23 protein-coding genes are annotated in these 26,542 nt (G+C 64.1%); 12 read left to right on the forward strand and 11 right to left on the reverse strand.

Annotated features, from left to right (window positions below):
* The first annotated feature begins 44 nt into the window (after positions 1 to 44).
* The gene (locus NH448_RS10155) at positions 45 to 1,574 is read left to right on the forward strand and encodes a tripartite tricarboxylate transporter permease (RefSeq protein ID WP_108449895.1); all 1,530 of its coding nucleotides are present in this window, start codon (positions 45 to 47) and stop codon (positions 1,572 to 1,574) included.
* Positions 1,575 to 2,163: 589 nt separating this feature from the next.
* On the opposite strand, the gene NH448_RS10160 is transcribed toward NH448_RS10155, so the two are convergent.
* Positions 2,164 to 3,744: an aldehyde dehydrogenase (NADP(+)) gene (locus NH448_RS10160; protein ID WP_253028739.1), complete on the reverse strand. Its 1,581-nt coding sequence runs from the start codon at positions 3,742 to 3,744 to the stop codon at positions 2,164 to 2,166.
* A 222-nt stretch (positions 3,745 to 3,966) separates the two neighbouring features.
* Complete coding sequence (locus tag NH448_RS10165; protein ID WP_253028740.1) at positions 3,967 to 4,743, reverse strand: SDR family NAD(P)-dependent oxidoreductase; 777 nt, start codon at positions 4,741 to 4,743, stop codon at positions 3,967 to 3,969.
* A gap of 454 nt (positions 4,744 to 5,197) precedes the next feature.
* Here NH448_RS10165 and NH448_RS10170 point away from each other — a divergent pair, with 454 nt between their 5' ends.
* The 4 genes from NH448_RS10170 to NH448_RS10185 all read left to right on the forward strand — a co-directional run bounded on the left by NH448_RS10170 (position 5,198) and on the right by NH448_RS10185 (position 9,182).
* On the forward strand, positions 5,198 to 6,163 hold the full coding sequence (locus NH448_RS10170) for a tripartite tricarboxylate transporter substrate binding protein (RefSeq protein ID WP_253028741.1): 966 nt from the start codon (positions 5,198 to 5,200) through the stop codon (positions 6,161 to 6,163).
* A gap of 168 nt (positions 6,164 to 6,331) precedes the next feature.
* Complete coding sequence (locus tag NH448_RS10175; RefSeq protein WP_222515337.1) at positions 6,332 to 6,802, forward strand: tripartite tricarboxylate transporter TctB family protein; 471 nt, start codon at positions 6,332 to 6,334, stop codon at positions 6,800 to 6,802.
* Entirely contained in the window at positions 6,802 to 8,319 is a 1,518-nt protein-coding gene (locus NH448_RS10180) for a tripartite tricarboxylate transporter permease (protein ID WP_253028742.1), read from the forward strand. Before NH448_RS10175 ends, NH448_RS10180 begins: the two co-directional genes overlap by 1 nt.
* Before the next feature lie 167 nt (positions 8,320 to 8,486).
* Positions 8,487 to 9,182: a FadR/GntR family transcriptional regulator gene (locus tag NH448_RS10185; protein ID WP_045994121.1), complete on the forward strand. Its 696-nt coding sequence runs from the start codon at positions 8,487 to 8,489 to the stop codon at positions 9,180 to 9,182.
* A 74-nt stretch (positions 9,183 to 9,256) separates the two neighbouring features.
* On the opposite strand, the gene NH448_RS10190 is transcribed toward NH448_RS10185, so the two are convergent.
* The 4 genes from NH448_RS10190 to NH448_RS10205 form a co-directional block, all read right to left on the reverse strand.
* Positions 9,257 to 9,676 (reverse strand): GNAT family acetyltransferase, encoded by a 420-nt coding sequence (locus tag NH448_RS10190; RefSeq protein ID WP_253028743.1) that lies wholly within the window; start codon positions 9,674 to 9,676, stop codon positions 9,257 to 9,259.
* 433 nt (positions 9,677 to 10,109) lie between these two features.
* On the reverse strand, positions 10,110 to 12,068 hold the full coding sequence (locus NH448_RS10195; RefSeq protein WP_045994123.1) for a tripartite tricarboxylate transporter permease: 1,959 nt from the start codon (positions 12,066 to 12,068) through the stop codon (positions 10,110 to 10,112).
* A gap of 101 nt (positions 12,069 to 12,169) precedes the next feature.
* Positions 12,170 to 13,297, reverse strand: coding sequence for a tricarboxylate transporter (locus NH448_RS10200; RefSeq protein ID WP_253028744.1), 1,128 nt, complete (start codon positions 13,295 to 13,297; stop codon positions 12,170 to 12,172).
* Positions 13,298 to 13,424: 127 nt separating this feature from the next.
* Positions 13,425 to 14,558 (reverse strand): 4-oxalomesaconate tautomerase, encoded by a 1,134-nt coding sequence (locus NH448_RS10205; RefSeq protein WP_253028745.1) that lies wholly within the window; start codon positions 14,556 to 14,558, stop codon positions 13,425 to 13,427.
* Positions 14,559 to 14,708: 150 nt separating this feature from the next.
* On the opposite strand from NH448_RS10205, the gene NH448_RS10210 reads away from it, so the two are divergent.
* The 7 genes from NH448_RS10210 (at position 14,709) to NH448_RS10245 (ending at position 21,554) form a co-directional block, all read left to right on the forward strand.
* Entirely contained in the window at positions 14,709 to 15,608 is a 900-nt protein-coding gene (locus NH448_RS10210) for a LysR family transcriptional regulator (protein ID WP_045994126.1), read from the forward strand.
* 98 nt (positions 15,609 to 15,706) lie between these two features.
* A complete protein-coding gene (locus NH448_RS10215) occupies positions 15,707 to 16,195 on the forward strand; it encodes a plastocyanin/azurin family copper-binding protein (protein WP_253028746.1) in 489 nt (162 codons plus the stop codon).
* 83 nt (positions 16,196 to 16,278) lie between these two features.
* Positions 16,279 to 16,941 carry a response regulator transcription factor gene (locus tag NH448_RS10220; RefSeq protein ID WP_045994131.1) on the forward strand — a complete coding sequence of 221 codons (663 nt, stop codon included), beginning with the start codon at positions 16,279 to 16,281 and terminating at the stop codon, positions 16,939 to 16,941.
* On the forward strand, positions 16,928 to 18,277 hold the full coding sequence (locus NH448_RS10225) for an ATP-binding protein (RefSeq protein ID WP_239452590.1): 1,350 nt from the start codon (positions 16,928 to 16,930) through the stop codon (positions 18,275 to 18,277). Before NH448_RS10220 ends, NH448_RS10225 begins: the two co-directional genes overlap by 14 nt.
* A 68-nt stretch (positions 18,278 to 18,345) precedes the next feature.
* Positions 18,346 to 20,226 carry a copper resistance system multicopper oxidase gene (locus NH448_RS10235; RefSeq protein WP_045994648.1) on the forward strand — a complete coding sequence of 627 codons (1,881 nt, stop codon included), beginning with the start codon at positions 18,346 to 18,348 and terminating at the stop codon, positions 20,224 to 20,226.
* Positions 20,227 to 20,239: 13 nt separating this feature from the next.
* A complete protein-coding gene (locus tag NH448_RS10240) occupies positions 20,240 to 21,010 on the forward strand; it encodes a copper resistance protein B (RefSeq protein WP_253028747.1) in 771 nt (256 codons plus the stop codon).
* 133 nt (positions 21,011 to 21,143) lie between these two features.
* Positions 21,144 to 21,554: a hypothetical protein gene (locus tag NH448_RS10245; RefSeq protein ID WP_124802262.1), complete on the forward strand. Its 411-nt coding sequence runs from the start codon at positions 21,144 to 21,146 to the stop codon at positions 21,552 to 21,554.
* Between the two features lie 85 nt (positions 21,555 to 21,639).
* On the opposite strand, the gene NH448_RS10250 is transcribed toward NH448_RS10245, so the two are convergent.
* From NH448_RS10250 to NH448_RS10270, 5 genes are all read right to left on the reverse strand, one after another.
* Entirely contained in the window at positions 21,640 to 22,419 is a 780-nt protein-coding gene (locus tag NH448_RS10250; RefSeq protein ID WP_253028748.1) for a glutaredoxin, read from the reverse strand.
* Between the two features lie 151 nt (positions 22,420 to 22,570).
* Complete coding sequence (locus NH448_RS10255; RefSeq protein ID WP_253028749.1) at positions 22,571 to 23,401, reverse strand: SDR family oxidoreductase; 831 nt, start codon at positions 23,399 to 23,401, stop codon at positions 22,571 to 22,573.
* The gene (locus NH448_RS10260) at positions 23,389 to 24,159 is read right to left on the reverse strand and encodes an iron-containing redox enzyme family protein (RefSeq protein WP_253028750.1); all 771 of its coding nucleotides are present in this window, start codon (positions 24,157 to 24,159) and stop codon (positions 23,389 to 23,391) included. Before NH448_RS10260 ends, NH448_RS10255 begins: the two co-directional genes overlap by 13 nt.
* Positions 24,156 to 25,790, reverse strand: a complete 1,635-nt coding sequence (locus NH448_RS10265) for an AMP-binding protein (protein ID WP_253028751.1) — start codon at positions 25,788 to 25,790, stop codon at positions 24,156 to 24,158. Before NH448_RS10265 ends, NH448_RS10260 begins: the two co-directional genes overlap by 4 nt.
* Entirely contained in the window at positions 25,783 to 26,526 is a 744-nt protein-coding gene (locus NH448_RS10270; protein ID WP_253028753.1) for a thermostable hemolysin, read from the reverse strand. Before NH448_RS10270 ends, NH448_RS10265 begins: the two co-directional genes overlap by 8 nt.
* Positions 26,527 to 26,542: the final 16 nt, after the last annotated feature.

The raw sequence follows: 26,542 nt of genomic DNA on the forward strand, positions 1-26,542 counted from the left end.
ACCCGCTCGGCGCTCGCTGCCGGGCGACACGCCGGGGGTGACCCATGGACTTCCTGACCCAGGTGCTGGCGAGCTTCGGTTTGCTGCTCAATCCCACGGTGCTGTTCTATGTGGTGGCCGGTTTTCTGATCGGCACCGTGTTCTCGGCGATTCCCGGTCTGACCGCGACCCTGGCGCTGGCGCTGCTGCTGCCGCTGACCTACAGCCTGGACGTGACCACGGCGCTGATGGCCTGTGCCAGCATCTATATGGCCGGCATGTGCGGTGGCAGCATCACCGCCACCACCATCAATATTCCCGGTGCTCCCTCGTCGATGATGACGGCGCTGGAAGGCTACCCAATGCAGCAGCGCGGCGAAGGGCCTCTGGCGCTGGGCCATGCCTCCTTCGCCTCGATGATCGGCGGCGTGTTCGGGGCGGTACTGCTGGTGCTGCTGGCGCCCTTGATCGCCGACCTGTCGCTGCTGGTGCAGACCACCGGCAAGTGTGCGCTGATCCTGTTTGCGCTGATCGTCATCGTCATCGCCCAGCGGGGCAATGTCCGCCGTGCGGCTATCGCCGCCTGTCTGGGGCTGATGCTCGCCACCGTGGGGCTAGACGCCATGGTGCCGGTGGCCCGATTCAGCTTCGGCATGGGTGACCTGGCGGCGGGAATCGACCTGATGCCGGTGATCATCGGTACCTTCGCCATCAGTGAGCTGTTGACCCAGCTTGCCGAGAACGACAAGGCCCAGGCCATTCGCGATAAGCTCAAGGGAGTGGCGAAGATTCGTCGCCGCGACTTTATCCCGTCGCGCTCGGCGATCCGTCGTATCGGCGCGGCCTGCTATCTGAAGTCTTCCACCATCGGCTATCTGGTAGGCACGTTGCCCGGGGCCGGGGGCTCCATGGGTGGCTTTCTGGCCTACGTGGAAGCGGTGCGTACCTCGCGCGAGCCGGACAGCTTCGGCAAGGGCAATCCCCAGGGGATCGCGGCGGCGGAAAGCGCCAACAACGCGGTCTGCGGCGGCGCCCTGGTGCCCATGTTGACCTTCGGTATCCCGGGCGACCCGATCACCGCCATCGTGCTCGGCGTGCTGGTCATCAACGGCATCCAGCCGGGGCCGCAGCTGATGGAATCCCAGGCCGGGCTGATCGCGCCCATGCTGGCGGCACTGATCTTCAGCGCGCTGATCCTGATTCCGCTGACCATGTACCTGCTCGGGCCTTACTTTATCCGCATCGTGCGCATTCGCCGTGATGTGCTGTTCGGCTCGATCGCCATGCTGGCGGTGGTGGGCAGCTACGTGGCCACCTACTCGACCTTCCAGATGATGATGACGCTGGTCATGGGGGTACTGGCCTTCTACCTGAGAAAGCACGGCTATCCGGTGGTAACGCTGCTGCTCGGCTTTATCCTCGGCCCGGGCCTCGAGGAGTACCTGCGCCGTTCCCTGACCCTGTCCAACGGTGACCTGACGGTCTTCGTGACCCAGCCCGACAGTCTGTTCTTCATCGTGCTGACCGGGGTGTTCGTGTACTTCCTGGCGATCCGCAAGCCGGTGCAGTTGAAGGGTAGCCAGAACACGACCTGAGGCCCGTACAGATTCCAGAGCAGGAAACTTCAGCGCCTGTCCGACGGCATATCGCCCGGGTCAGGCGCTTTTTTTTGTTGATGATGCCGAGCGGAAGGGTCGGGCGAGTGGCCTGGTTGCCCACGATCCTCCATGAAGTCTTCGCTCGCTCCCTCCGCGTCAAACCAGTCGTCCCAGGTCTTGTCGGCAGGAGTGCGAGCGCCTCTTTGAGCTGTGGAGACGATACCGCCTCTATTTGCGTCTTCGGCAAAGGCGGCTGCCTCTGGCTGGCGTACCGCCTGGGAACGGTTGGATGGAAAGACGTAGCCTCTGCGCATCGTCGCGAGCCTCTTGTATGTAAAGGATGTGCCTAGCCTAGGCGAGCTTGCTCCTTGAAGGCATCTCCGGGGTGTCTCAGGGGCATCTTGGGGGCATTTCTGGGCAGACGCGACAAGTCGGGGCCCGCTGGAGAGTAGATCGACACCATCAAAAAAGGCCCTCGCCGGTGGCGAGGGCCTCGTTGATGGTGCGCCAGGGACGCCGGTGGGCTGGCGTCGCCTGTTGTAGAGAAGTAGAGAAGGAGAGAAGGAGAAAAAGAAAGAACGCTGGGCTAGCGCTTGCCGTTCACCTGGCGGGTCAGCCCCAGAGGGTTGTCGGCCTTGAGGCTGTCCGGGGCCAGGGCCTCGGGCATCGCCTGGTAGCACACCGGACGCAGGAAGCGCTGGATCGCGGCGCTGCCCACCGAGGTGGTGCGCGAGTCGGAGGTCGAGGGCCAGGGGCCGCCATGGACCATGGAGTGGCACACCTCGACGCCGGTGGGCCAGCCGTTGAACAGGATGCGACCGGCGCGACGCTCAAGTAGCGGCAGCAACTGGTCGGCCAGCGCGTAGTCGGCTTCCTCGAGGTGGACCGTGGCGGTCAGCTGGCCTTCCAGCGCGGTCAGCACCTGCTGCATCTGTGCTACCGAGTCGCACTCGACGATCAGCGCGCAGGCTCCAAAGACCTCGTCATGCAGAGCGGCGTTGCCGATGAAGTCACTGGCGCTGGTGCGCAGCAGGTGCGGCTGGCAGGGGCAGGCCAGATGGCCGGTGGCCTTGCCCTTGGCGACCAGGCTGACGCCCGGCTGGTCGACGAGTTGGGCGACTCCCTGCTCGTAGGCGGCGTGGATGCCGGGGGTCAGCATCAGCTGTGGGGCGGCTTCGCGTACCGCGGCACCGGCCTGCTCGACGAAGCGCTCAAGCGCGGCGCCGGACAGTGCCAGAATCAGCCCCGGGTTGGTGCAGAACTGACCGGCGCCCATGGTCAGCGACGCGACGAAGGCGTCGCCCAGGGCCTCGGCGTTGGCTTCCAGGTGCTGCGGCAGCAGCAGCACCGGATTGATGCTGCTCATCTCGGCGTAGACCGGGATCGGCTGGGGGCGTGCCTGGGCGGTGCGCAGCAGGGCGGTGCCGCCGTTGCGCGAGCCGGTGAAGCCCACCGCCTGGATGCGCGGGTCCTTGACCAGGGCCTGGCCGAGCTCGCTTCCGCTGCCGTAGAGCAGCGAGAACACGCCCTCGGGCATGTTGCTGCTCTTGGCGGCCTGCTGCAGGGCGCGCCCGACCAGCTCCGAGGTGCCGGGGTGGGCGGAGTGGGCTTTGACGATCACCGGGCAGCCCGCGGCCAGCGCGGCGGCGGTATCGCCGCCGGCCACCGAGAACGCCAGCGGGAAGTTGCTGGCGCCAAACACCGCCACCGGACCCAGCGGCACCTGCTGCTGGGCGAGGGAGGGGCGTGGCATGGGCGCGCGCTCGGGCAGGGCGTCCTCGATGCGCACGTCGAGATAGTCACCGCTGCGCAGGACCTCGGCGAACAGTCTGAGCTGTCCGCAGGTGCGGCCACGCTCGCCTTCAAGACGTGCCCTGGGCAGGCCGGTCTCGGCCATGGCGCGCTCGGTCAGGGTATCGCCGAGGGCATCGATATTGTCGGCTGCCGCCTCGAGAAAGGCCGCGCGGTCTGCAAGCGGCAGGCGGCGGTAGGCCAGGAAGGCGTCCTCGGCCAGCTGGCAGGCGCGCTCGACCTCGGCCTGGCCCGCCAGGGGGTAGGCCGGGGCAAGGGTCTCGCCGGAGGCGGGGTTGACCGCCGAGATGGTGCGTCCGTCGGTGGCACCGGCCATCGAGGAAAAGCCGATCAGATGATGACCTTCGAGTGTCATGGGGACTCCTGTTATTGCGCAGTGAAGATGATGAAAGGTGGCAAGGGGCGGCCGCTGCCAAACCGGGGTCGACGCGCACGAAACCTGCGATCGCAGTACGCACGAACGCCGAGTAGGGGAGTGGATAGCGAAGCGGCCGGAAGCATGTCCGGCCGCTCGGGGCTCAAGGGGTAGACGTCGATAGCGCCGTCACGCCGGTGGCCCGGGATGCTGCGATATGCCTCAGGGGCACATCTGGCCGCCGTTGACGTCGATCACCTGGCCGGTGATGTAGCCGCTGGCAGTGTGGGAGGCCAGGAACAGGAAGGACGGTGCAACCTCCTCGGAGGTGCCAAGGCGGCCCATGGCGATAGTGGAGGCGATCTTCTCTTTCACCTCAGCGCTCTTGTCGGCGTGGAAGGCGGTGTCGATGGTGCCCGGTGCGACGATGTTGAAGCGCACGTTGTCCTTGGTGAATTCCTTCACCCAGTTGCGATGCAGGTTGTGCAGCATGGCCTTGGAGCCGCCGTACAGGGAGGCGCCGAGGCCACCGCCTTCGCGACCGGCGATGGAACCGGTGCTGATGACGCTGGCGGTCTCGCCGCGCTTCTCGGCGGAGGCCTTCAGGTGCGGCATGGCGAAGCGGGTGGTCATGATCACCGAGCGCAGGTTCAGGTCCATCACCAGGTTGAAGTCGTCGTCCTCGAGGGACTCGAGGCCCTTGCGCACGCCGAGGCCGCCGGCGTTGTTCACCAGCACGTCAAGGCTGCCGAACTGATCGACAAATTCGTTGACCAGGGTCTCGCACTCGCCGCTCTTGGTCAGGTCGCGCTCATAGTAGGCGAAGCGCGCACCCTCGGACTCCAGCTGGGCGATCAGCTCCTCGGCGGCGCTGTCCTTCTGGCTGCTGTTGATGCCGACGATGGCACCCTGGCGGGCGAAGGCCACCGCGGCGGCACGACCGATGCCCTTGGTGGAGCCGGTGATAAGGACGGTCTTGTCGTTGAGATCGGCGAACATGAAGTGCTCCTGAACGAATCGGGCCTGCAACAGGCCGCATCATGGATGTTGATAGGAGAAAGGAGGGCGCAGCGCGACCAGCCTGGGATTGTGGGATAAACCTTAGCCTAGCGCCTGATGGACTTCAAACAAATACTAACAAGTGGGCATGGTACTTTGGTCTTGTGGGCAGGGAGCTGCTGTCAAAGAGAACTTTGGAAAGCCCGGTGCTTACGATTGAGAGTTTTGTTAAAACATTGTTAATAAAAGGTTTTGGTAGGGCGTCGGCGATCGGTTTTTCCTCTCGTCAGGTGGCGGTGACGGTTCGTTTACGGGGCCCGTTAGCATAAAGTATAAGTTGTAATAACTTGTCTAGTTGGCGCCGTGGCGGCACTCTTGCAAGCGTTCTTTCCGGTGGCGGGTCGCCACGACCTTGACCGGATCCCCAGACGCTCGACGACAAGAGAGATAACTCATGCGAACGCTCCCACGCCTGCTTTGCGCTTCCCTGCTGGTGGCCACCTCCACGGTTGCCGTCGGTGACGACTATCCCTCCAAGCCGATCACCCTGATCGTGCCCTGGTCCGCCGGTGGCGGCACCGACGCCGTCGGTCGTCAGTTTGCCGCCGGTCTGCAGGAAGAGCTGGGGCAGCCGGTCAACGTGGTCAACCGTACCGGTGGCTCCGGTGTGGTCGGCCACATGGCGATGAAGATGGCGCGTCCCGATGGCTATACCCTGGGCCTGGGCACCGCCGAGATCGCGACCTATCGCCATATCGGCACCGCCGACCTGTCCTACGAGGACTTTACCCCGATCGCGCTGCTCAACCTCGATTATGCGGCCTTCACTGTCAACGCCGAGTCGCCCTGGCAGAACCTGGAAGACGCCCTGTCCGACCTGGCCGAGTCACCCAACGAGTACACCGTATCGGGTTCTGCGCCAGGTGCTGCCTACCACCTGTCGTTCGCCGGCTTCCTCGATCAGCAGGGCATCGATCCGAATACCGTCAATCTGGTACCCAGCGAAGGCGCCGCGCCGGGCCTGCAGGAGCTGGCGGCGGGCGGTGTCGACATCGTCTTCTCGTCGCTGCCGGAAACCGAGTCCATGCGTGAATCCGATCGCGTCCGCACTCTGGCGGTGCTGTCCAGTGAACGCGAAGAAGCCTTCCCGGATATCCCGGCGGCCGGCGAGGTGACCGGTGATGACTGGTCCCACGGGTCCTGGCGTGGCCTGGTCGGCCCCGAGGGACTGCCTGAAGACATCTCCGAGCGCCTGTTGAGCGCCGCCGAGACGGTGTGGAACTCCGAGGACTTCCAGTCGTTCATGGAAGGCCGCGGCTTCGGCGCCGTGTGGGAAGGACCGGAAGGCTTTGAGGCATTCATGGCCGAACAGGATGCCAACAACGCCTCCATCATCGACAAGCTTGGCCTGGCCCAGTAACCGAGAGTCCAGAAACTGAAGGCCCAGTAAACGAGAGCCCAGTGACAGACCGCTCGGTGACAGAAAGCTCATCGAGCGGTCGGCTGGCACAGTCTGCAATACACCCGATTGAGCGCCGCATCGGCGGCGCACTGACAAAGGTGCGGTAACGCCCGGGAGATCGTCATCATGCGTACCAGTGACGCGGTATCGGGAACCATGGCGGCGGCCCTCGGGGCCGCCCTCATCGTCGCTTCCGCGGACTTGAGTCCGCTGCCGCGCCAGGTCTATGGCGCCGGCACCTTCCCCAAGGTGGTGGGGGCCCTGCTGCTGTTGATGGGAGGGCTATTGGTGCTCAAGGGCCTGCGCCAACGCCAGCCCTGGGCGCGCTGGACCTCCAAGGTATCCGGCCGTGCGTTTGTGCTGGCGCTGGCGGCGGTGGTCGCCAGTGTCATCGCCTACGTGGTGCTCACGCCGCTGCTGGGTTTTCCGATCGTTGCGGTGGCGCTTCTGACGCTGTTGTTTCGCGCCTATCACCGTCGTGGTTGGGGGCGTGCGCTGTTGATCGCGGTGATTGCCACGACCGTGATCTGGATGCTGTTCGCACAGCTTCTGCACGTGCCGCTGGAGGCAGGACTGCTTGAACGGGTGCTCTACTGATGAATGAATTGATGCAAGCCGCTGCCATGGTGCTCGACGGCGAGGTGCTTTTGGTGATTGTCGCCGCCTCGTTGTTCGGACTCTTCATGGGGGCTATCCCTGGTCTCACCGCCACCATGGCAACCGCCTTGCTGGTGCCGGTGACCTTTTTCATGGAGCCGCTGCCGGCCATCGCCGCCATCGTCTCCGCCACCGCCATGGCGATCGTCGCCGGTGACATTCCCGGTGCCTTGCTGCGCATGCCGGGGACGCCAGCGTCGGCGGTCTACGCCGACGAAGCCTACCTGATGGGCAAGAAGGGCAAGCTCGGCCTGGCACTTGGTATCAACGTCACCTGTTCGATGCTCGGCGGCATCATCGGGGTCGCGGTGCTGGCGCTGTTTGCCCCGCGGATCGCCGAATTTGCCCTGCAGTTCACCAGCGACGAGTACTTCTGGCTGGCGCTGCTGGGGTTGTCCTGTGCGATCCTGGTCGCCGGCGGTGATCCGCTCAAGGGCGCCATCTCGATGCTGATCGGCCTGTCGCTGGCGATGATCGGCATGGACAGTGTATCCGGCCAGATGCGCTTCACCATGGGCAGCTATGACCTGCTCGCGGGTATCTCGTTGCTGCCGGTGCTGATCGGCCTGTTCGCCATCACCGAGCTGCTGCGCAGCCTGCCCAGCGCCGGGCAGCGCGCCTCAAGGGTGGAAACGCCCAAGGGCAAGCTGCTCGACGGCGTGGCCCGTACCACCTGGCGTTACAAGGGCGGCGTCGCCCGTGGCGGGCTGCTCGGCACCATGATCGGTGCACTGCCGGGCGCCGGCGCCGACATCGCCTCCTGGATCAGCTATGCCATCAGCCGCAAGCTGTCGCGGGAGCCGCAGAAGTACGGCACCGGCCATCCGGAAGGGCTGGTCTCGGCCAGCGCCGCCAACAACGCGGCCCTGTCCGGCGCCTATATCCCGGCCCTGGTGTTCGGCATTCCGGGTGATACCGTCACCGCCATCATCATCGGTGTGCTGACCACCAAGGGCATCACCCCGGGCCCCGACGTCTTCACCGAGCAGGGGGCTCTGGTCAACGCCATCTTCATGGTGTTCGTGCTGGCCAACCTGTTGCTGCTGCCGCTGGGGCTGATGGCGATCAAGGGCGCCGGCAGGCTGTTGGCCGTGCCCACTGGCGTTCTCTACCCATTGATCCTGATGTTTTGTATCGTGGGGGCCTTCTCCGCCAACAACAGCATGTTCGATGTCTGGGTGATGCTCGGCCTGGGGCTGGTCGGTGTATTCCTGATGGAGAATGATTTCCCGCTGGGCCCGCTGATTCTGGCCTTTATTCTCGGCCCGATCATCGAGAGCAATTTCATGCGCTCGATCCTCAAGTCAGACGGCGACCTGATGGCCTTCGTCGACCGGCCCATCGCCATGGTGCTGGCGGGGCTGGCGATCCTGACCTGGACCCTGATCATCGCCAACGGCGTGTGGAAGGGCCGCAAGGCCGGTAAGGGCGGCGGAGTCACCACCGAGGCATCCTGACCAGCGAGTAGTGGTGATCCGCCCGGACAGGGCAGGAAGAGGTGAGAGGCGCCCTGTGTGGCCTAAAGGCCCAATGCGGGGCGCCTTTTGCAGTGGTAAAAGGGAGGTGGCGCCTGATGGTACAAGCCAGGCGGCTTCCAGGGAACAGAGAACCGGAGCAGGGCAAGATGGCACAAGACGAAAAATTTTCACTGGCTTCGGCGGTCTACGAGAAGATTCTGGAAGCGATCATCGAGGGCCAGTATCCGGTCAACAAGAAGCTGCCGACCGAAGCGCAACTGTGCCAGCGCTACGAAGTGTCCCGGCCGGTGCTGCGTGATGCCCTAGCCCGGCTCAAGGAAGACGAACTGGTGGTGTCCCGGCGGGGCTCCGGCAGTTTCGTGATCCGTCAGCCCGACAGTGCGGTGCTCAAGTTCGCGCCGATCTCGAGCATCGCCGATATCCAGCGCTGCTTCGAGTTTCGTACCAATGTCGAGGCGCGGGCGGCGCACCTGGCGGCGTTGCGACGCACCCAGGACCAGCTCGACCAGATCCGTCGCTGCTACGACATCATCGATGAGGCCAACGCCCGCCACGATCTGGCCACCGACGAGGACTATCGCTTCCACCTGGCGATCACCGAGGCGGCCAGCAACCACTACTACATCACCGTGCTGAAGTCGCTCAACGAGAGCATCAAGGAAGGCATGAACCTGACCCGGGGGCTGTCATTGATGGCCTCTCAGGAGCGCTTGAAGCTGGTCCAGGATGAGCACCTGGCGATCGTCGAGGCGATCAGCGACAAGGATGGCGAGCGCGCCGAAGCCGCCATGCGCGCCCATATCGACAACGCCCGTCATCGCATGTTCGAGGGGAGCCACTGAGGGGGCGAGCTTCCCCCACGCCGTCTCTTGTTGTTGCGACCGAGAAGGGCCAGTACTGCACCGGTATGCGGGTGTCACAGATCGGGAATCAATCTTCTGCCAAGGTTGGTCACTTCATCTGTCGCGTAGCCGAGACGGCCATAGAACTCAAGCACGCTTTCATTTGACTTACGAACGACGATGTTGATCTTCGGGCAGCCCATGGCCTTGAGAGCATCTTCGACCCTTTGCATCATCAGTTTTCCATAGCCGAGCCCCTGGATAGTCGGCGAGACAGCCAGATAGTAGACGGAGCCTCGATGCCCGTCGTATCCGGCCATGGCAGAAGCCATCACCTCTTTTTCGACAACGCCCACGAAAAACAACTCAGGTTGGACGCTGAGCTTTCTGGAAATATCCGTGTCAGGATCGTTCCAGGGGCGGGTCAGTCTGCACTTCTGCCATAGCGCAATAGTAGCGCTCCTGTCAGCTTCTCGAAATGCTCTTATCTCCACGGTTTCGCCTATATGACAGTGTCTTGCCGAAGGTTTTTCGGCCGGAAGTCGTGTGCGGCAGTAGCGTCGAGCCGAACGACATGTGGTCAAGCTAGCCGGGGCGCGGTGGTCATGTCCAGATGGCACGCCCGAGTCCAATCGTATCCACCAGGCGGCTGACAGTCAGTCGTTTTCCTAAGGCTCGTTGCCGCCAGAGGGGATCTTGCCGACGCTGGTGAATCTCGAGGTGGCTCAGGCCAAGTTCGTGGCTCTCGCTATGATCGATAGCCCGGCCAGCGAGCGAGCCCCGTTGACGATGCTCGTCGACCTCGATGGTGTTCCCCTCACGCACGTCTTTACAGGATAAGCCCCGCCGAGGCGGGGCTTATCTCTTTACAACGGTGTACAGCGGTGGCTTTCGTACTCGCAGGGCTGCTGCGGGTCGCTTCGGGGGTCAGTAGAACAACAGCGGGTCGAGGATGCCCTGGGGATAGGTCAGGGTCAGAAACTCTGCCATGGCCAGCAGGAATGCCAGTACCCCCAGCGCCATCAGCACCGCGACCCAGGGCTTGAGCTTGGCGATGGCCAGCAGGAACACCAGGGTGAACAGTGTGGCCGTGGTGATGAAGCCCAGCGTCAGCATGGCGGCGACGAGGGCAAAGAAGCCGACCAGCCAGATGGCTTCTCGGGCGAAGGTCTGACGCTCCCAGCGGGGGCGACGTACCACGCTGCGGACGATCTCGGCCAGGCAGGCGAGGGCCATGATGGCAATCGCGAGCCGTGGCATGATGCCGCCGATCAGTGACAGCTCCGAGACGTTGACCCAGGCGCTGGCCGCCAGCGCCAGCAGGGCTCCCAGCAGCACGATATCGATGATCCCCAGACGATGGGATTCAGCGTCGGGCTTAGGCTCGGTGGCCGCGGCGCCCACCGACATCGGCTGACGCCGCTTCTTGATCTGCTTGCCGATCACCGGAATGAACATGGCGGCAAGAATCATGGCGCCGATGATCAGCACGCCGGGGCGCAGGAAAGCGTCGGTGCCCTGGAACTGGACCGCCTGGTAGAAGTAGGCCTCGGCGCCCGGTGCCAGCACAAAACCGATCAGGAAGGCCGGACGTGACCAGTTGGCCTGCTTGAACAGCACGCCCAGCACGCCGATGGCGCCCAGTGCGAGCAGATCGCCGGTGGCGCGGGTGGCCTGGAAGGCGGCGAACATGATCAGCACCGTGATCAGTGGCGCCAGGGTGGCAAAGGGCACCCGGGTCAGGTTGGCCACGGGGCGGGCCAGGATCAGGCAGAGCGCGGCACCAAGGATATTGGCGAGGGCCAGCGACCAGATGATGGTGTAGGTCAGGTCCAGATGGGTCTCGATCATGCCGACCCCGGGCTGCAGGCCGAGCAGCAGCAGGCCGCCGAGGAACACCGCCGCAGTGCCTGAACCGGGCACCCCGAACAGCAAGGTCGGCACCATGGCGCCACAGGCGCAGGCGTTGTTGGCCGACTCCGGGGCGATGACGCCGCGAATATCCCCCTTACCGAACTCGGAGCTGTCCTTGGCCGATTGCACCGCATGGCCGTAGGTCAGCCAGTCCACCACCGAGCCAGCGAGCCCCGGAATGGTGCCGACCAGGCTGCCGATGGCGGCGCAGCGTGCGACCAGCCCGCGCTGCTGGCCGACGTCCTGGATACCGCGACGCCAGCCTTCGCCGAGACGGCAGGGCTTTTCGGCGATGGCGCCTCGCTTGACCAGCAGATCGATGATCTCCGGCAGGGCGAAGATGCCGAGGCCGACGACCACCAGCGGCAGGCCATCGAACAGGTAGTCGATGTCGAGGTTCAGGCGAAATTCTCCGGTGGCTGGTGCCATGCCGATACCGCCCACCAGCAGACCCAGGCCACAGGCGGCCAGACCCTTGAACAGGTCCGCACCCGACAGCACCGCCACCATGGAAAGCCCGAGCAGGGTCAGCATGAACAGTTCCGATGACGAGAACGACAGCACCAGTGGTCTTGCGATCAGGATAAAGCCGGTCAGCACCACGGCACCGATCAGACCGCCGATCATCGAAGACAGAAAGGCGCTGGACAGGGCCCGTGCGGCCTGGCCTTTCTTGGCCAGGGAGAAACCGTCGATGACGGTGGCCTGTGACGCGCTGGAGCCGGGAATGCCCAGCAGCACGGAGGCGAAGGTGTCGCCGGTGGGGATGACCGCCACCAGGCCCATCAGCATGCCGAGTGCGACCGTGGGCTCCATGCCGTAGAGAAAGGGCAGCAGCAGTGACATGCCGGCGATGCCGCCGAGGCCTGGAATGATGCCGACGACCAGGCCGACCAGCACCCCCAGCGTCATGAACAGCAGATGGGACAGGGTAAACAGCTGTCCCAGGCTGGAAAGAAGGATATCAAGCATGGCGTGTGGCTCTCGAGTTGTTGGTGACGCCCGAGGGCGTCTTGTTGAAGTCGTTGAGCCAGGAGGCGCCGGCCGTCGTGGCCGGCGCTTCCCGAACGGTGTCAGATCCTGGCGTTGTGCTTCTCCTCGAGCCACTTGGCCAGCCACTCACGGGTCGCCTCATCGATCGACATGGCGTCTTCCAGGTGGCGCTGAATGACGTCACCGATGACCGGGGTATAGGGGCCGAGCTGGGCTTCTGCGTCCTGCTTGAACTCATCGGTGGCGACGAACTCGCGGGCAGCGTCACGGTAGGCGTCGACCAGCTCCTGAGGGGTGTCCCTGGGCACCATGATCAGCTTCTGCAGGGCGAAGCCAGAGGCAAAGAACTTGCGAAATGCCTCATAGGCAGGCCCGGAGGGCGCCTCGCCGTGACGCGCCTGGTAGACCTCGTTGAAGGTCGGCAGGTCGGGGAAGGCCGGGTCGCGAACAATCTTGCCGTCGTCGTCGAGCAGGCCCAGCGAGAACAGCGGCACTGCCTTGCCGGACTCGACCAGCGGGGTGACGTTGCTCAGGTAGGCCGAGCTGGTCTGGAAATCGATGTCCGCTTCGCCGCGTTCGAAGGCCAGTCGTCCCTCGCCGCGGCTACGCATACCGAACACCGCCTGGACGTCGGCGCCTAGCAGGTCGAGGGCGATCAGCACGGGCAGCTCGAGACCGGTGGGATTCTGGGCGGCCAGCTTGACCGGCTGGCTGAGCAGGGCATCGATCGCCGCGTCGGCGGTGTCGCCAAGGCTCGGCTGGCCATAGACCACCCCGCCGGTGGGGGTTGCCAGGATCGGCGTCCATTCGCTGTAGTCATAGCGTACGCGGCGATCATCCAGCATCGCCGGGTACTGGGTGGAGGCCGAGGTGCCGAGCCAGTTTGAACCGTCGGCCTTGGCGCGCATGGCGAACAGATTGGCGCCATTGATCGAGCCGCCTCCCGGGACGTTGTCGATCATGATGGTCGGCTCGCCGGGGATATAGTCGCTGAGCCAGGGCGAAAAGAAGCGCGCCCACACATCGGTGCCGCCGCCGACGCCGAACGGCACGGTCCACTTGATATTGGCGGGTACCTCGACCTCTGCGGCCTGGGCATTGCCGGCGAGGCTGGTGCCTGCGATGGCGATGCCGAGTGCCGCGGCCCTGGTAACGCGGGACAAGGCGAGGCGTGATGCGGTGAACGAGGAAGGTTTACGGGTCTTCATGGCGTGTCTCCTGACGGTCGTTGTGACGATTGTTATGTCGGTTGGGGAGGTGGTGATTGTTATGGCGGTTGTGGTTGTCGGGCGCGGCGGCGCTCGGCGCAGCCGGCAGCGTCCTTGTCGGTGCAGATCAGTCCGGGCCGGGGCGGCTGGAAGACGTGCCGGGCAGAGTAGGGTCGGGCAGGGCGTAGAACAGGGTGCCGCTCATGATCTTTCTGGCGGTGCGGATCAATGAGGCCCGGGCGATATCGCCGGGGTCGCCGTCGCGGTGCTCCACCTGGAGATCGATGAAGCCCGACGGGTGCTCCAGGCTGACGGCCGCCTTGAGGTCACCGGCCTTGAGTTGCCCTGCATCGATGGCGATGCGATTGGCGACGGTGCCAGGGACGCTGACGGCGCTCGCCACAGCGATGGCACCGGTGACAGCGATCGCCTTGTGACAGCGATGGGGGACAAAGTAGCGGGTGCACAGGGTGCGCTCGGCATCCTCGGCGGGCGAGGCCAGCACGGGCTTCGGTAGCACGCTGTCGCTGACGTCACCAAGCCCCATCAGCTCTCCTGCATGACGACGGATCCTCTCCAGACGCTTGAGCAGGTCGCTGTCGCTATCCAGCTCGAGCGGCGTCTCGCGGCCACTCAGTCCAAGCTCTCGCGCGTCGATCATGATGATCGGGGTGGCTGCATCCAGGCAGGATACGGTGACACCGTCGATGGTGTCGGCGGCCTGGCCGGTCGGGAGCAGTCCCGACGTCTTGGTTCCGACGATGTCGAGAAAACTCAGTTGAATGGCGGCGGAACTGCCGGGAACACCGCTGATGCGAGTGTCACCGTCGTAGCGGACCTGGCCGGCGTCGGTGGGTACGTGGCACTCGATCAGTCGCTGGGTGTTGAGGTTGCGTACCCGCACCAGGGTGTAGTCCGGTTGCGGCTCCACCAGGCCGGACTCGATGGCGTAGGGGCCGACGGCAGACAGCATGTTGCCGCAGTTGGGGTTGAAGTCGACACGGCGGTTGAGCACGTCCACCTGGGCGAACAGGTAGTCCACGTCGGCGTCCGGGTGGCTGGAGCGCTCGACGATGGCCACCTTGCTGGTCAGCGGGTCGCCGCCGCCGATCCCGTCGATCTGCAGGGCGTGGCCGGAGCCCATCAGGCTGATCAGGATTTCCGCCCTGGCGGGCTCGTCGTCGGGGAGGTCGCTCATGCGCAGGAAGGGCCCGCGGGAGGTGCCGCCGCGCATGATCATGCAGGGGATGCTGTTCATCATCGTGATGCCACGCCGTTGTTGGAGGTCGTGGTATCAGCTTGTCAGGCGTCTATTGATGCTTCAAATGCAAAGTTTGGCGTCTATCAATGCGAAATGAGGATTAATGCGCTATGGTTATTAGTCCAAAAGCCTTCATGCAAGAGTGACCCGATGCAGCACCGTCTTGAATTTCTCGATCTGCAGGCCTTCATCCAGGTCGCGGAGCTGGGCTCCTTCCATGAGGCGGCTCAGCGCCTGCACCTGTCGCAGCCTGCGCTGTCACGGCGAATCCAGAAGCTCGAAGAGTTGCTGGAGGTGGGCCTGCTCGAGCGCACCACCCGGCGTACGCGGCTGACGCCGATAGGCGCCGACTTTCTGCCTCGGGCGCGACGGATGATCGAAGAGTACGAGTCCTCGATCCTCGGTATCCGCGAGCTGGCCACCCACCAGACCGGCACCGTGACCATCGCCTGCCTGCCGACCGCTGCCTTCTACTTTCTGCCAAGCGTGATCAGGGGGTTCAGCGAGGCCTGGCCGGGCATCCGTATTCGTATTCTGGATGTCAGCGCCAACGAGGGTCTCGAGAAGGTCATCAGCGGCGAGGCCGACTTCGGCATCAACATGTTCAGCGCCCAGCGGCCTGAGGTGTCTTTCACCCAGTTGATGAGAGACCCCTTCGTCTTGGCGCTGCGCTCCGATCACCCTCTGGCGGCCAGGGAGCAAATCGAGTGGTCAGACCTCGAGCAGGTGCGGCTGATCACCGTCAGTCGCGACAGCGGCAATCGCACCCTGCTGGACAATGCGCTGTCCGCCGAGGGCATCCACCTCAACAGCTTCTACGAAGTACAGCATCTGTCCACCTCGCTGGGGCTGGTGGAGTCGGGCCTGGGGGTGGCGATTCTGCCGCGCATGACCATGCCGGGCCCGGATCACGAGATCCTGTGTTCGCGGGAGCTGCCGGAGCCACGCATCCAGCGCACCATCGGCCTGGTACGCAGCAACGTGCACAGTATCTCGGGCACCGCCCAGCTGTTTATCGATCTGCTGCTGGAACAGTGGAAGCATTCGTAGGCGCAGTGAACAGCGTGGCCATCTATCGCCGATTCAGTATGGATTCAGGTTCTTGCGCTACAAACAGAGGGAGACACCCAAAACGGAAGGATGACGTCATGCGCAGCACACTGATGGTGGTCGCTCTTGGCCTATTGTCGACCCAGGCATTGGCAGGTCCCGGCCACGCTCAATCGGAGGCCATGGACCCCGATCAGGCGGATCGCACCATCGCCGTCGAGGCCGGCGATATCTGGTTCGGCCCGGAAAGCTTGAGCGTTGCCCCCGGGGAGGTGGTGGCCTTCGAGGTCACCAACAGCGGTCAGCTCGAGCACGAGTTCGTGATCGGCTCCGCCGAGGCTCAGAACGAACACCGCAAGATGATGCGTGAGATGGCCTCGGGAGGAGGGCATGGCATGCACGGTGACGGCCACGACATGAGTCAGATGCAAGGCGCCATGGACATGCCGGCGGTGACTCTGGCGCCGGGAGAGACCAGGACGCTTGTCTGGCAGGCGCCGGAGCAGGGGGCATCGCTGACCTTCGCCTGCAATGTACCCGGACATTTTGAAGCGGGCATGCATGGCACCCTGAGTGTGGGAGAATAGGCGGCAAGCCTGGGACGGGGCCACCCCGTCCGGCTCGAGTGAGGCGTGGCATGCCGGGGCCCGCTGGCAGGGAGATGATGGTGATGAAGCTGTTGCTGGTCGAGGACGATGACCTGCTCTGCGAGAGTCTGAAGGATACGCTGGATGATCATGGCTATCGCGTCGACGTTGCCGAGCGACTGAGCGTGGCAAAGGCGCTGTTGCACAGCGAAGAGTATGCACTGATGATCCTGGATATCGGCCTGCCCGATGGTTCGGGGCTCGACTGGCTCGAGTTCCAGCGTGAACACGGCCTAGGCCTTCCGGTGCTGATCCTGACGGCTCGCGATGCCTGGCAGGACAAGGTGGACGGCCTGCGTCGGGGGGCTGATGACTACCTCACCAAGCCCTTTCACGAACAGGAACTGCTGGCGCGGATACAGGCGTTGCTGCGGCGGCGTACCGAATTGACGGCGCGGCTGATCGTCAATGGCATCCGCCTTGACGAGGAGCAGCGCCAGGTCAGTTGCGCGGGAGGCCCATGGCAGACGCTTACCGCCACCGAGTTCTGCCTGCTGCGCTACCTGATGCACCACCCTGACCGGGTGCACTCCAAGACGAAGCTGCTCGATCAGCTCTACGCCCTGGAGCAGGATGCCCCGGCGCCCAACCTGGTGGAGGTCTATATCGCGCGCCTGAGGCGTCTGCTGGGCAAGCATGTCATCCAGACCCGCCGAGGCCAGGGGTACGTGCTTGTTTCGCATTAGACGCAATAGTCTCCGTCTGCGCCTGCTGGTCAGCCTCGGGGCGGTGTCCCTGCTGGTCATGGGATTGACCTGGTTCATGCATGGCCTGCTGCTGCGCGAGACCGCGCGGGACTTTCTGGGTGATCGACTGCGGCAGGAGGCGGAGTATCGCCTGGCGCAACTGCGTCAAGCCGCAGACCCGGTACCGGCCCCCACCTTGCCCTCGAGCCTGTCGGCCGAGGTCTTTCATCATCTTTACGTGCTCAAGCGCGGCGAGATCGTCACCACCTCCCATCCGACCTGGTTGTCGGCGCTGACGCCCCATCTGGATGGGCCTGACAGGTCGCTGCTGGATGTGCACCTGGAGGGGCGTCACCTGCTGGTGTTGAGGCGAACCTTTACGGTGGACGGCAGGCCTGGGGTGCTGCTCATCGGAGAATCCTTCGACAGCGTCGAGGAAGGCCTTGCGGCACTGCACTGGTGGATTGGCGCCATCGCAGGTCTGGTGCTGCTGGCTCTTTCGCTGCTTAACGGGTTGGCGGTCAATGCCGCCCTGCGGCCACTGGATCTGTTGCAGCGCCAGCTGGCCGAGCTGCGAAGTGGTCAGCGACAGCGTCTCAGAATGAAGGTGCCGCAGGAGTTCCGCCCTCTGGTCTCGCAGCTTAATCGTCTGATGGACAGCCAGGAGCGCCGATTGGTGCGTTCGCGTAACGCCGTTGCCGACCTGTCCCATGCGCTCAAGACCCCTCTGACCGCGGTGATGCAGGCGCTGCGCAGCAAGCGTGAGCTTGATCAATCCCGCCGTGAGCGTCTGCTGGAGCGGTTGACGCTGATGCAGGAGTTGATGGAGTCCCACCTGCGTCAGGCGCGTCTGGCGGGCCCCGGTGGCGGCCAGCACACCCGGGTCAAGCGGGAACTCGACCAGCTTTTCGACATGTTTCGAAGCCTCTACCCCGACAAGCGCTTCGTCATGGCCCTCGGGGACGCCGAGGATGCCTGCATCGAGATGGAGCGACAGGACTTCCTGGAAATGATCGGCATCGTGCTCGACAACGCGGGCAAGTGGGCCAACCAGTCGGTGTGGCTCGCGCTGACGTTGGGGCGATGTCTAGAGCTGAAGATCCAGGATGATGGCCCCGGAGTGGCGGCGGAGTTGCTGCCGTTGTTGGGCCGGCGAGGGCAGAGGCTGGATGAAGGGCGGCCAGGCAACGGCATTGGCCTGTCGATTCTGCTTGAACTGGTCGAGCAGTACCGGGGAGAGGTCGGCTTTCGGGCGGCGCCCAGCGGTGGACTCGAGGTGACCATCCGCTTGCCGTTGGCGCTGGCGTCAACCTCCGAGAGAGAGGCCGTGCGTTAAGGATTCAGCTGGCTTTCAGCTTGGCGATGGAAGATGGCAGAAGTTCATCGCACAGGAAGACAGCACCCATGTCGACGACACTTCTGCCGCCACATCGGCTATCACGACGAGGATTCATCAAGGGAAGCGCAGCCCTGGGAATCGGCACCGCCGCCCTCGGTCTGGCGCCTGCCTGGGCCAACCCCTGGGGGCAGACCTCGAGTTACCCCAAGGGGGTGGAAAGCGGTCCGGATATCTCGCTGGCCATTCGTCGCCAGAGCGTGCCCATCGCTGGCCAGTCTGCACGGCCGATTACCCTCAACGGCACCAGCCCTGGCCCCCTGATCCGGCTCAAGGAAGGGCAGGACGTGACGCTGCGGGTGACCAACCTGCTGGACGAGCCCACCTCGATTCACTGGCACGGCATTCTCCTGCCGCCTGAGATGGATGGCGTCCCCGGCGTGAGCTTTGCCGGCATCATGCCGGGCGAAACCTTTACCTATCGCTTTCCCCTCCGTCAAAGCGGCACCTACTGGTACCACAGCCACTCAGGACTGCAGGAGCAGATTGGCCATGTGGGCCCCCTGGTCATCGACGCCGAACAGCGCGAACCCTTTCGCTATGACCGCGAGCACGTGCTGCTGCTGACCGACTGGAGTTTCGAGGACCCCTCGACCATCTTCCACAACCTGAAGACCGGGGAGGGGTACTACAACTTCCAGGAGCGCACCCTGGGAGACTTCATCGCCGATGTGGATCGTCAGGGGCTCGCCTCCACCTGGGAAGCGCGTGCCATGTGGGGCCGGATGCGCATGAGCTCCCGTGATATCGCCGATGTTACCGGCGCCACCTACACCTATCTGCTCAACGGTCATTCACCCGATGACAATTGGACTGCCCTGTTTCGCCCCGGCGAGACGCAGCGGCTACGTGTCATCAATGGCTCCGCCATGAGCTACTTCGACGTGCGGATTCCGGGGCTCGAAATGACGGTGGTGGCGGCCGACGGCCAGCCGGTCCGGCCCGTGCCCGTCGAGGAGTTCCGCATCGGGGTGGCGGAAACCTATGACGTTCTGGTGACGCCGAAAGACGATGTGGCCTACACCATCTTTGCCGAGTCCATGGACCGAAGCGGCTTTGCCAGGGGGACCCTGGCGCCGCGTATGGGGATGGTGGCGCCGGTGCCGGAACGCCGACGTATCGCCGATCGAGGAATGGAGGCCATGGGAGCCCATGACGGCATGGATCACGGCTCGATGGCCGGTATGGACCACTCGAGCATGGCGGGCATGGATCACTCGAGCATGGCGGGCATGGATCACTCGAGCATGACGGGCATGGATCATGGCTCGATGGCCGGTATGGATCACTCGAACATGGGCGGCATGGATCATGGCTCGATGACCGGTATGGACCACTCGAGCATGGCGGGAATGGATCACGCTCAGATGGACAGTACGGAGAGCGCCACTGGTACAGCCATGCTGCCGGTAGGCGTGGCGCAGCCTGGCTCCCGCCTCGATCAGCCTGGAATCGGCCTGGATGCCCGCGAGCGTCGTGTGCTGGTGTATCAGGACTTGAAGGCCATCGCGCCATGGCCTGACCGTCGTCCTCCTGGTCGCGAACTCGAGCTTCATCTGACCGGTAACATGGAACGCTACATGTGGTCCTTCGACGGCAAGAAATTCAGTGAGGTCTCGGGGCCGATCCACTTCGACAAGGGCGAGCGTCTGCGCCTCATCCTGGTCAATCGCACCATGATGGAGCACCCGATCCACCTGCACGGCATGTGGATGGAGCTGGAGAATGGTGCCGGCGAGCTGATTCCGCGCAAGCACACCCTGAACGTCAAGCCTGGCGAGCGCCTTTCTGCACTGATCACGGCGGATGCCGAGGGCAGCTGGGCGTTCCACTGCCACCTTCTTTATCACATGGACGCCGGCATGTTCCGCGTCGTCAAGGTTGCCTGAGGAGAGATGACGCATGGAAATTCGTGTGGGCCGTATTTGCCTGGCAACGCTATCGGGCCTGGGGTTGTCGTCGCTGGCGCTGGCTGAGGATGGCTACGACGCGCCAGATCACTGGCCGTCGCCCATGCAGGAACATCTGCGTGGCTCGGTGCTGGTCGACCGTCTGGAATACGTCTGGCCGTCTGAAGACAGCGAGGCAGTAACCTGGGATTTTCAGGCCTGGTACGGAGGCGACGTTCATCGCGTCTACCTGAAGGGGGAAGGGGACAATACCCAAGGGGATGGCGAAGATGCGGAATTTGAATCACTGGATCTGCTGTATAGCCGACTGATTGCCGACTTCTGGGAGCTACAGGGAGGGCTTGGCTACCAGGGCGGGCTTGGCAGCGATGACCATCCCGAGCGCTATTTCGGCGTGATCAGTCTGCAGGGGCTGGCGCCCTACCGGTTGGAAACCGAGCTGGATCTTCGTGTCAGTGACGATGGTGATACCTCCTTGAGCCTGGAGCAGGAATATGATCTGCGACTGACCCAGCGGCTTTATCTGCAGCCTCGCCTGGAAATGGAAGTGGCGTTCGATGATGCCGAGGAGTTCGGTGTAGGGGAGGGATTCAATTCCTTGCGCACCGGCCTGCGCCTTCGCTATGAGCTACATCGCAAGTTCGCGCCCTATATCGGCGCCTATTGGCAGAAACTTTATGGCGATACTGCCGATATGGCGCGTGATGAAGGAGGGCAAGTGGAGGACACCGCAGTGGTTGCCGGGCTACGCGTCTGGTTTTGATGCCTCTGCGCCTACGGTTGCCATTCAGGCCGCTGGCGGGATCTGCTTCACTACGCCGTTTTTCAATGTTTCAGCGTAGATTAAGCCAGATGACACATCATGAAGGTGCCAACATTCAAAGGAGGTAATCGTTATGAAATTGTGGCAACACATGATGGGTGTAGCTGTCCTCGTGGGCGTTTCTCTACCGGTATGGGCTGCGCAGGGCCATTCGCAGGAAGCCGAAATCTTGCGGCAAGGTGTGTCTGCCACCCAACAGCTTCGTGGTGCACCCGTGCGTTACCGGTTGCCGATCGAAGAGGAAGGAATGATCGTCGTCAGCAGTGAACATCTTGCCAGCGACTCGAGTCAGTCGATGAGTATCGAGGGAAGGCTGTATTCCCCCGCGGGGCAGCTGGTGGCCAGCGACGCGGACAACAACGGCCACTTCCTGCTGGAGGAGCCTGTCACTCCCGGAAACTATGAGCTTGAAGTGCGAGGCAGTGTGCTTGGCAGCGCCAATGAAAACAGTGGTCGCTACAGTCTGCATGTCGGCTTCGAATAAACGTTGCATCGTGCCAGAGAAAACCCGCCAGGCAATACCTGGCGGGTTTTTGCTACGCGTCTGGAACGGCCAGATCAGGCGCGCTCTACATCAGAAGTGCCTTGGCCGGCATCCACAGGCCCATCAGCAGCATGATCAGGTTCTCGCTCAGGGAAACGAAGCCCAGGGGAACGTTGCTGTTGCCGCCGACGCAGGCGCACTTGAGTTCGCGCTTGTCGATGTAGACCGCCTTGAACACCGAAATGGCCCCCACGGTACCGATGAACAGGGCCACAGGCGCGGCGATCCAGATCAGGCTGCCTGCCAGCATCAGTATCCCGGCCAGTGTTTCGGCGTAGGGGTAGATGTAGCCGTAGCGTACATCGCGTTGGGCCAGAAGGTCGTAGTTGAGAAACATGGTGCTGAAGCTTTCCACGTCCTGCAGTTTCTGCAGGCCCAGCAGAACCATGGCCGAGGCGACGACGAACTCGATGGTGCGCACTGAGACCAGCGACTGGCCGGACACCCAGCCCACCGCCAGGCCGATCAGCAGGGCCGTGGCGAAGATGGCGATGACAGGACGGTAGCTGACTTCCTTGTCGCCGGGCACGCTCATGCCGAGGTGGCGGCGCAGTTCCTCGTAGCCGCCGATGCGCTCGTCGCCGATGTACACCTGGGGTGTGGTGTCCACGTCGGCTTCCTGCTTGAAGCGGTCGATGGCTTCACGTGACGTCAGGGTGTGGTCGTCGACCTGGTAGCCCTTGCGCTTGAGCAGCGACAAGGTCTTGAGGCCGAAGGGGCAGAGGTGATCCGCGGTCTTCATGCGATAGAGGCGGGCAGTGCTGGATGAGGCCCGCTGCGCCGGGCTTGCTGTGTTCGTGCTCATTTCCTCTCCCTGTGGTGGTTGAGAAAAGCCCAGACAGGCCAGGGTGGTGGCCCCTGAAGCTTCCGTCACTACTATGCAAGTTCGAGCATCTTCACCACAGACTAAAACCCTTGTGCAGCACAAGGGTCAAGGCGATAAGGACGTCTGCTGGTCAGTCCTGGACAACCTGCGCAGGGGGATCCAGGTGGCGGGATATATCGGCTCGGGACCGGGCGATAGCGCGATCGACGAGCGTGGGGGCGATGGCGTTGATCAGCGCGAATAGGCGCTCCTTGCCGCCGAGGACGGCGCGACGCTGGCCTCTTGTCAGCTGCTTGATGATGGCATCTGCCACGCGCTCGGGGCTGTCCACGGTATTGCCCAGGGCCTCGTTCATGGCCTCGGCGTCGGGGCCGTTCATGGCGGTCCGGGTGGCGCGGGGGGCCAGGTACTGCACCCGGACCGAGGTGTCTTCGAGCTCCCGGGACAGCGCTTCGGCGAAGCCCTTGAGGCCGGCCTTGCTGGCGCAGTAGGCGACATAGCCCGGGTGGCCGATATGCCCCAGCAGTGAGCCCACGAACAGCAGGTTGGCGCTGGGTTGGCCGAGAAACAAAGGCAGCAGGGCCTGGGTCAGCAGCAGGGTCGAGGTCAGATTGGTATCGAGTACCCGGGTGACGTCGTCTGGCGAGGTTTCGCGAAACCAGCCGAGATGATTGATGCCGGCCAGGTGGACCAGCGTCGAAGGGCGCTGCTCGGGTGCTGCCTGACTTAGCTGGTCGAGTAGCCGCTGGCGGCCCATCGCGGTGGTCAGATCGACGCCAGCGACGAGGGTGTGTCTCGAGGCAGCCTTGCCAAGCTCGCCCGCCAGGGCGCTGAGCTTGCCCTCATCACGCCCTGCCAGCCACAGGCTGGCGCCTTCGGCGTCAAGCCGCTTCACCAGCGCCGAGCCGATGCCGCCAGTGGCGCCGGTCACCAGAATCCTGCGCTCGCTCAGTGATGGCATGAGTTTGCCTCCAGCGCTTCGTCCGTCCAGTGCTCGGCGTCTCGCAGGGCGGCGTCATGGACCGCGCCATAGAGGCGATAGAAGGCACGGGCCGAATGGATGATCTGGGCCTGCTCCTCGGTGTCGGTGATGGTGTCCATCAGTTCGGCGAAGAAGGCCATATGGGAGATGTCCAGTTCGCCGTGGGAAAACAGGTAGTGGAAGGCGTCATCGGTCAGGCCCAGACTATCGCGGATGGCCCTGCCGGCGGCGCTGGCCGCCGAGGTGCTGGTACCCTCGAGCACCAGCACCATGCCGAACATGGCCAGTGGATGGCGACGTCTGATGCTGTCGTAGGCGTAGGACACCATCCATTCCGTCTCGAACAGCGGTGGGCGTGAACGCGCGTGGTGCCGATCGACGCCGGTGGACTCGAGGTCATCGAGTATCCAGTGTTCGTGGCCCTTTTCCTCGTCGATGTACTCGGCGATGGCCATGCGCAGGTTGTCGCGCAGCACGAAGTTCGGAGCGGACAACTCGGCGCCGCAGGCCATCATCAGTGAGACGGTGTGGCGTACATGGTGATAGGCCTGGGCGAGAAAGGCGCGATATTCGGGCAGCGTGATCTTGCCACCCTGGGCGCGCCCGATCAGTTCCCCTCCCATCAAGGCTTGGCGTTCGTCTTCGGTGGCAGCGAGCAGGTGGCGGTAGAAACCGTCGGGCTTGCCGTTGTCGACAGGTGGCGAGGTGACGATCGGGGTATCGGTCAGCGTGTTCATGGGGGTGGGGGTTCCTGTGGGTATGAAGGGAGGCCGTCGGCGGCGGAGGAAAGCGCTGCTGACACCTGCTCATGGCCAGGGAAGGTTCTGGCGACAAGCCGCTCGATGTCGCAGCGACGGCGGAGCTGAATGCTGGCCCGGCGCAGGCGTCCGTTGGCGGTCAGTTCGTTGCTGGCGATCGACAGCGGCTCGGCGACGCCTGGCAGTTGCCGCATCAACGACTGCCAGCCGCGGACCCTGGCGTAGTCGGGCAGGCGCTGATTGAGCGCGGCGATGTGGGCTTCCAGGCGGGGGGGCTGGATAGCGGCTGAAGGGCTCAGGAGCGCCAGCACCCCCGGCAAGCCTTCGCCGAAGACGAAGGCACGATCGATACCGTCGATGAGCTCGAGCTCCGCCTCGAGCCACTCGGGACAGAGATTGCGTCCGTTCGACAGGATGATGACGTTGCGCTGACGCCCGTCCAGGCGCCAATGACCGTCCGCCAGGCGGTGACCGAGATCTCCGCTGGGCCAGGGCATCTCGGTTGATGGAACCTGATGATCGGACGCCAGATAGCCGAGCATGCGACGACCGTGGACCAGCAGTTGCCCCTGCTCATCGGTGCTTAGGCGCAATCCCTTGAGGGGGCACCCGACACGGCCATCCTGGGGCTCGTCCGGGCGGCTCAGACAGACCACCGAGCCCATCTCGGACATGCCGTAGCCCTGGGCGACAGGGAGTCCCAGCTGGGTTGCCTGTTCGAGCAGGCGGCGGGGCACCTGGCCACCGCCTACGGCGACTAGCGACAACACCTGTTGCCAACCGTTTGCCGCAGAATGATGTGAGGCCAGGTGAGTTAGCGCCTTGAGCAGCGCCGGCACCAGAATCAGGCTGTCGGGTCGGCGCTTGGCCAGCCAGCGTTGCCACTGGTTGGGGTCTAGCGTACCGCTGCCATGTAGCCCGGTAAGATCGGGCGTATCGATAACGATCGTGGCTCCTCGCCAGAGGGCGAAGAGTGCGCCTGCCAGGTGTTCGAGCAGCACCGCCATGGGCAGCACCACGCCGTGACGATGGAGGGGAACTCCTGCAAGGCGCTGTTCCAGCCCTTCAATGACCGACTCGAGATGTGGCCCGGACAGGCAGACCCCCTTGGGGGTGCCGGTGGTACCGGAGGTAAAGGTGATCAATCGCGTTCCGTCCGGAAGTGGTGCGGGCGTCGAGGGGCGCCGGAACAAGGCGATGGACAGGCCGGCCGGAGCGTCGAGTGGCTGGCGCTTGAAGTCGTTGGCGCGGGCAGATGGCAGCCAGGCGTCCAGCGGGCTGTCCTGCGCGATCAGAAGCCCGTCCAGCCCGGTGGTATCGAGCAGGTGGTTGAGCTGTTGTTCGCTGAAAAATGCAGGTATCGGGGTGATCGGCAGGCCAGCCCGCCAGGCAGCTAGCTGGGCGACCAGCCAGCCAGGAGAGTTGTGACCCAGCAGGCCCAGGTGGGAAACGCCCGACTGCTCGAGTTGGTGCGCGACAGCGTCGATGGCTGCCTCCAGTTGCCGGGCGGTAAGTCGGATGTCGGCGCCATCCGGGGTTTGCCCGAGCAGGCTCTCCGCATCCGGCGACAGCCTCGCCCTTTGGCGCAGGCGCTGGTGTAGCCTATCCATGGGGCATGTCCCCGGCCGCGGAGCAGGCGTGGACATGGGGTAGCGCCGGTACGGGATCTGCCGCCTCCGGGGCAAGCTGTGCTGCGCCGGCGAGAAGCAAAGCGCCGAGCGGGGTGGCGCGCATGCTGTTGGCCACCTCGAGGGGGCGAATCACCACAACCCTGGGGTCCCGCTCGTAATACCGTCCCCAGTCCACAGGATTGTCCAGGCAGTGGCGATGGGCGCGACCGATCGTGTGCATCTCGATGCCGAGCCGGGCGAGGCCGTTGCGCACGTCCCTGGACGCGGTCACCACCAGCCAGTCGATGCCCAGTCGCTCGAGCACCACCACCAGCGACAGCATCAGCCGTCGGCCGGCGCCTGGCGATGCGCTGGCCAGGGCGCCGACCTCCATGACCTGGTGGCGCGGCGGCGCAAGGTTGCAGAGGCCACGAGTGGCGAGCACCATCTCGACAGGTGCCTCGAGGTAGTGTTCCACCATGAGAGGGCCTTCATCGGCACGCCTGAGCCCCGTGGTAGCGACGAGCGCGCCATGGTGGTCTCGCAGTGTCAGCAAGCGCTGGTAGGGGTTGCTGATGGAGGCATTGTGATGGAAACGATAGACGTTGGAGATGAAGGCGTTTGCCTCGCCCAGCCGCTCCGGGGACGCCCAGCACAGGCCGGAGGTCACGTCCGGCTCGGGAGCATCCGTGTGGGCTGTCGTCTTCGAGGCCGATGCTGCGATTGCCGGGGCCATGTCATCGCGTCCTTGA

Origin of the sequence: Halomonas sp. OfavH-34-E (genome assembly GCF_024124525.1) — a bacterium.
Classification (GTDB): Bacteria; Pseudomonadota; Gammaproteobacteria; order Pseudomonadales; family Halomonadaceae; genus Halomonas; species Halomonas litopenaei.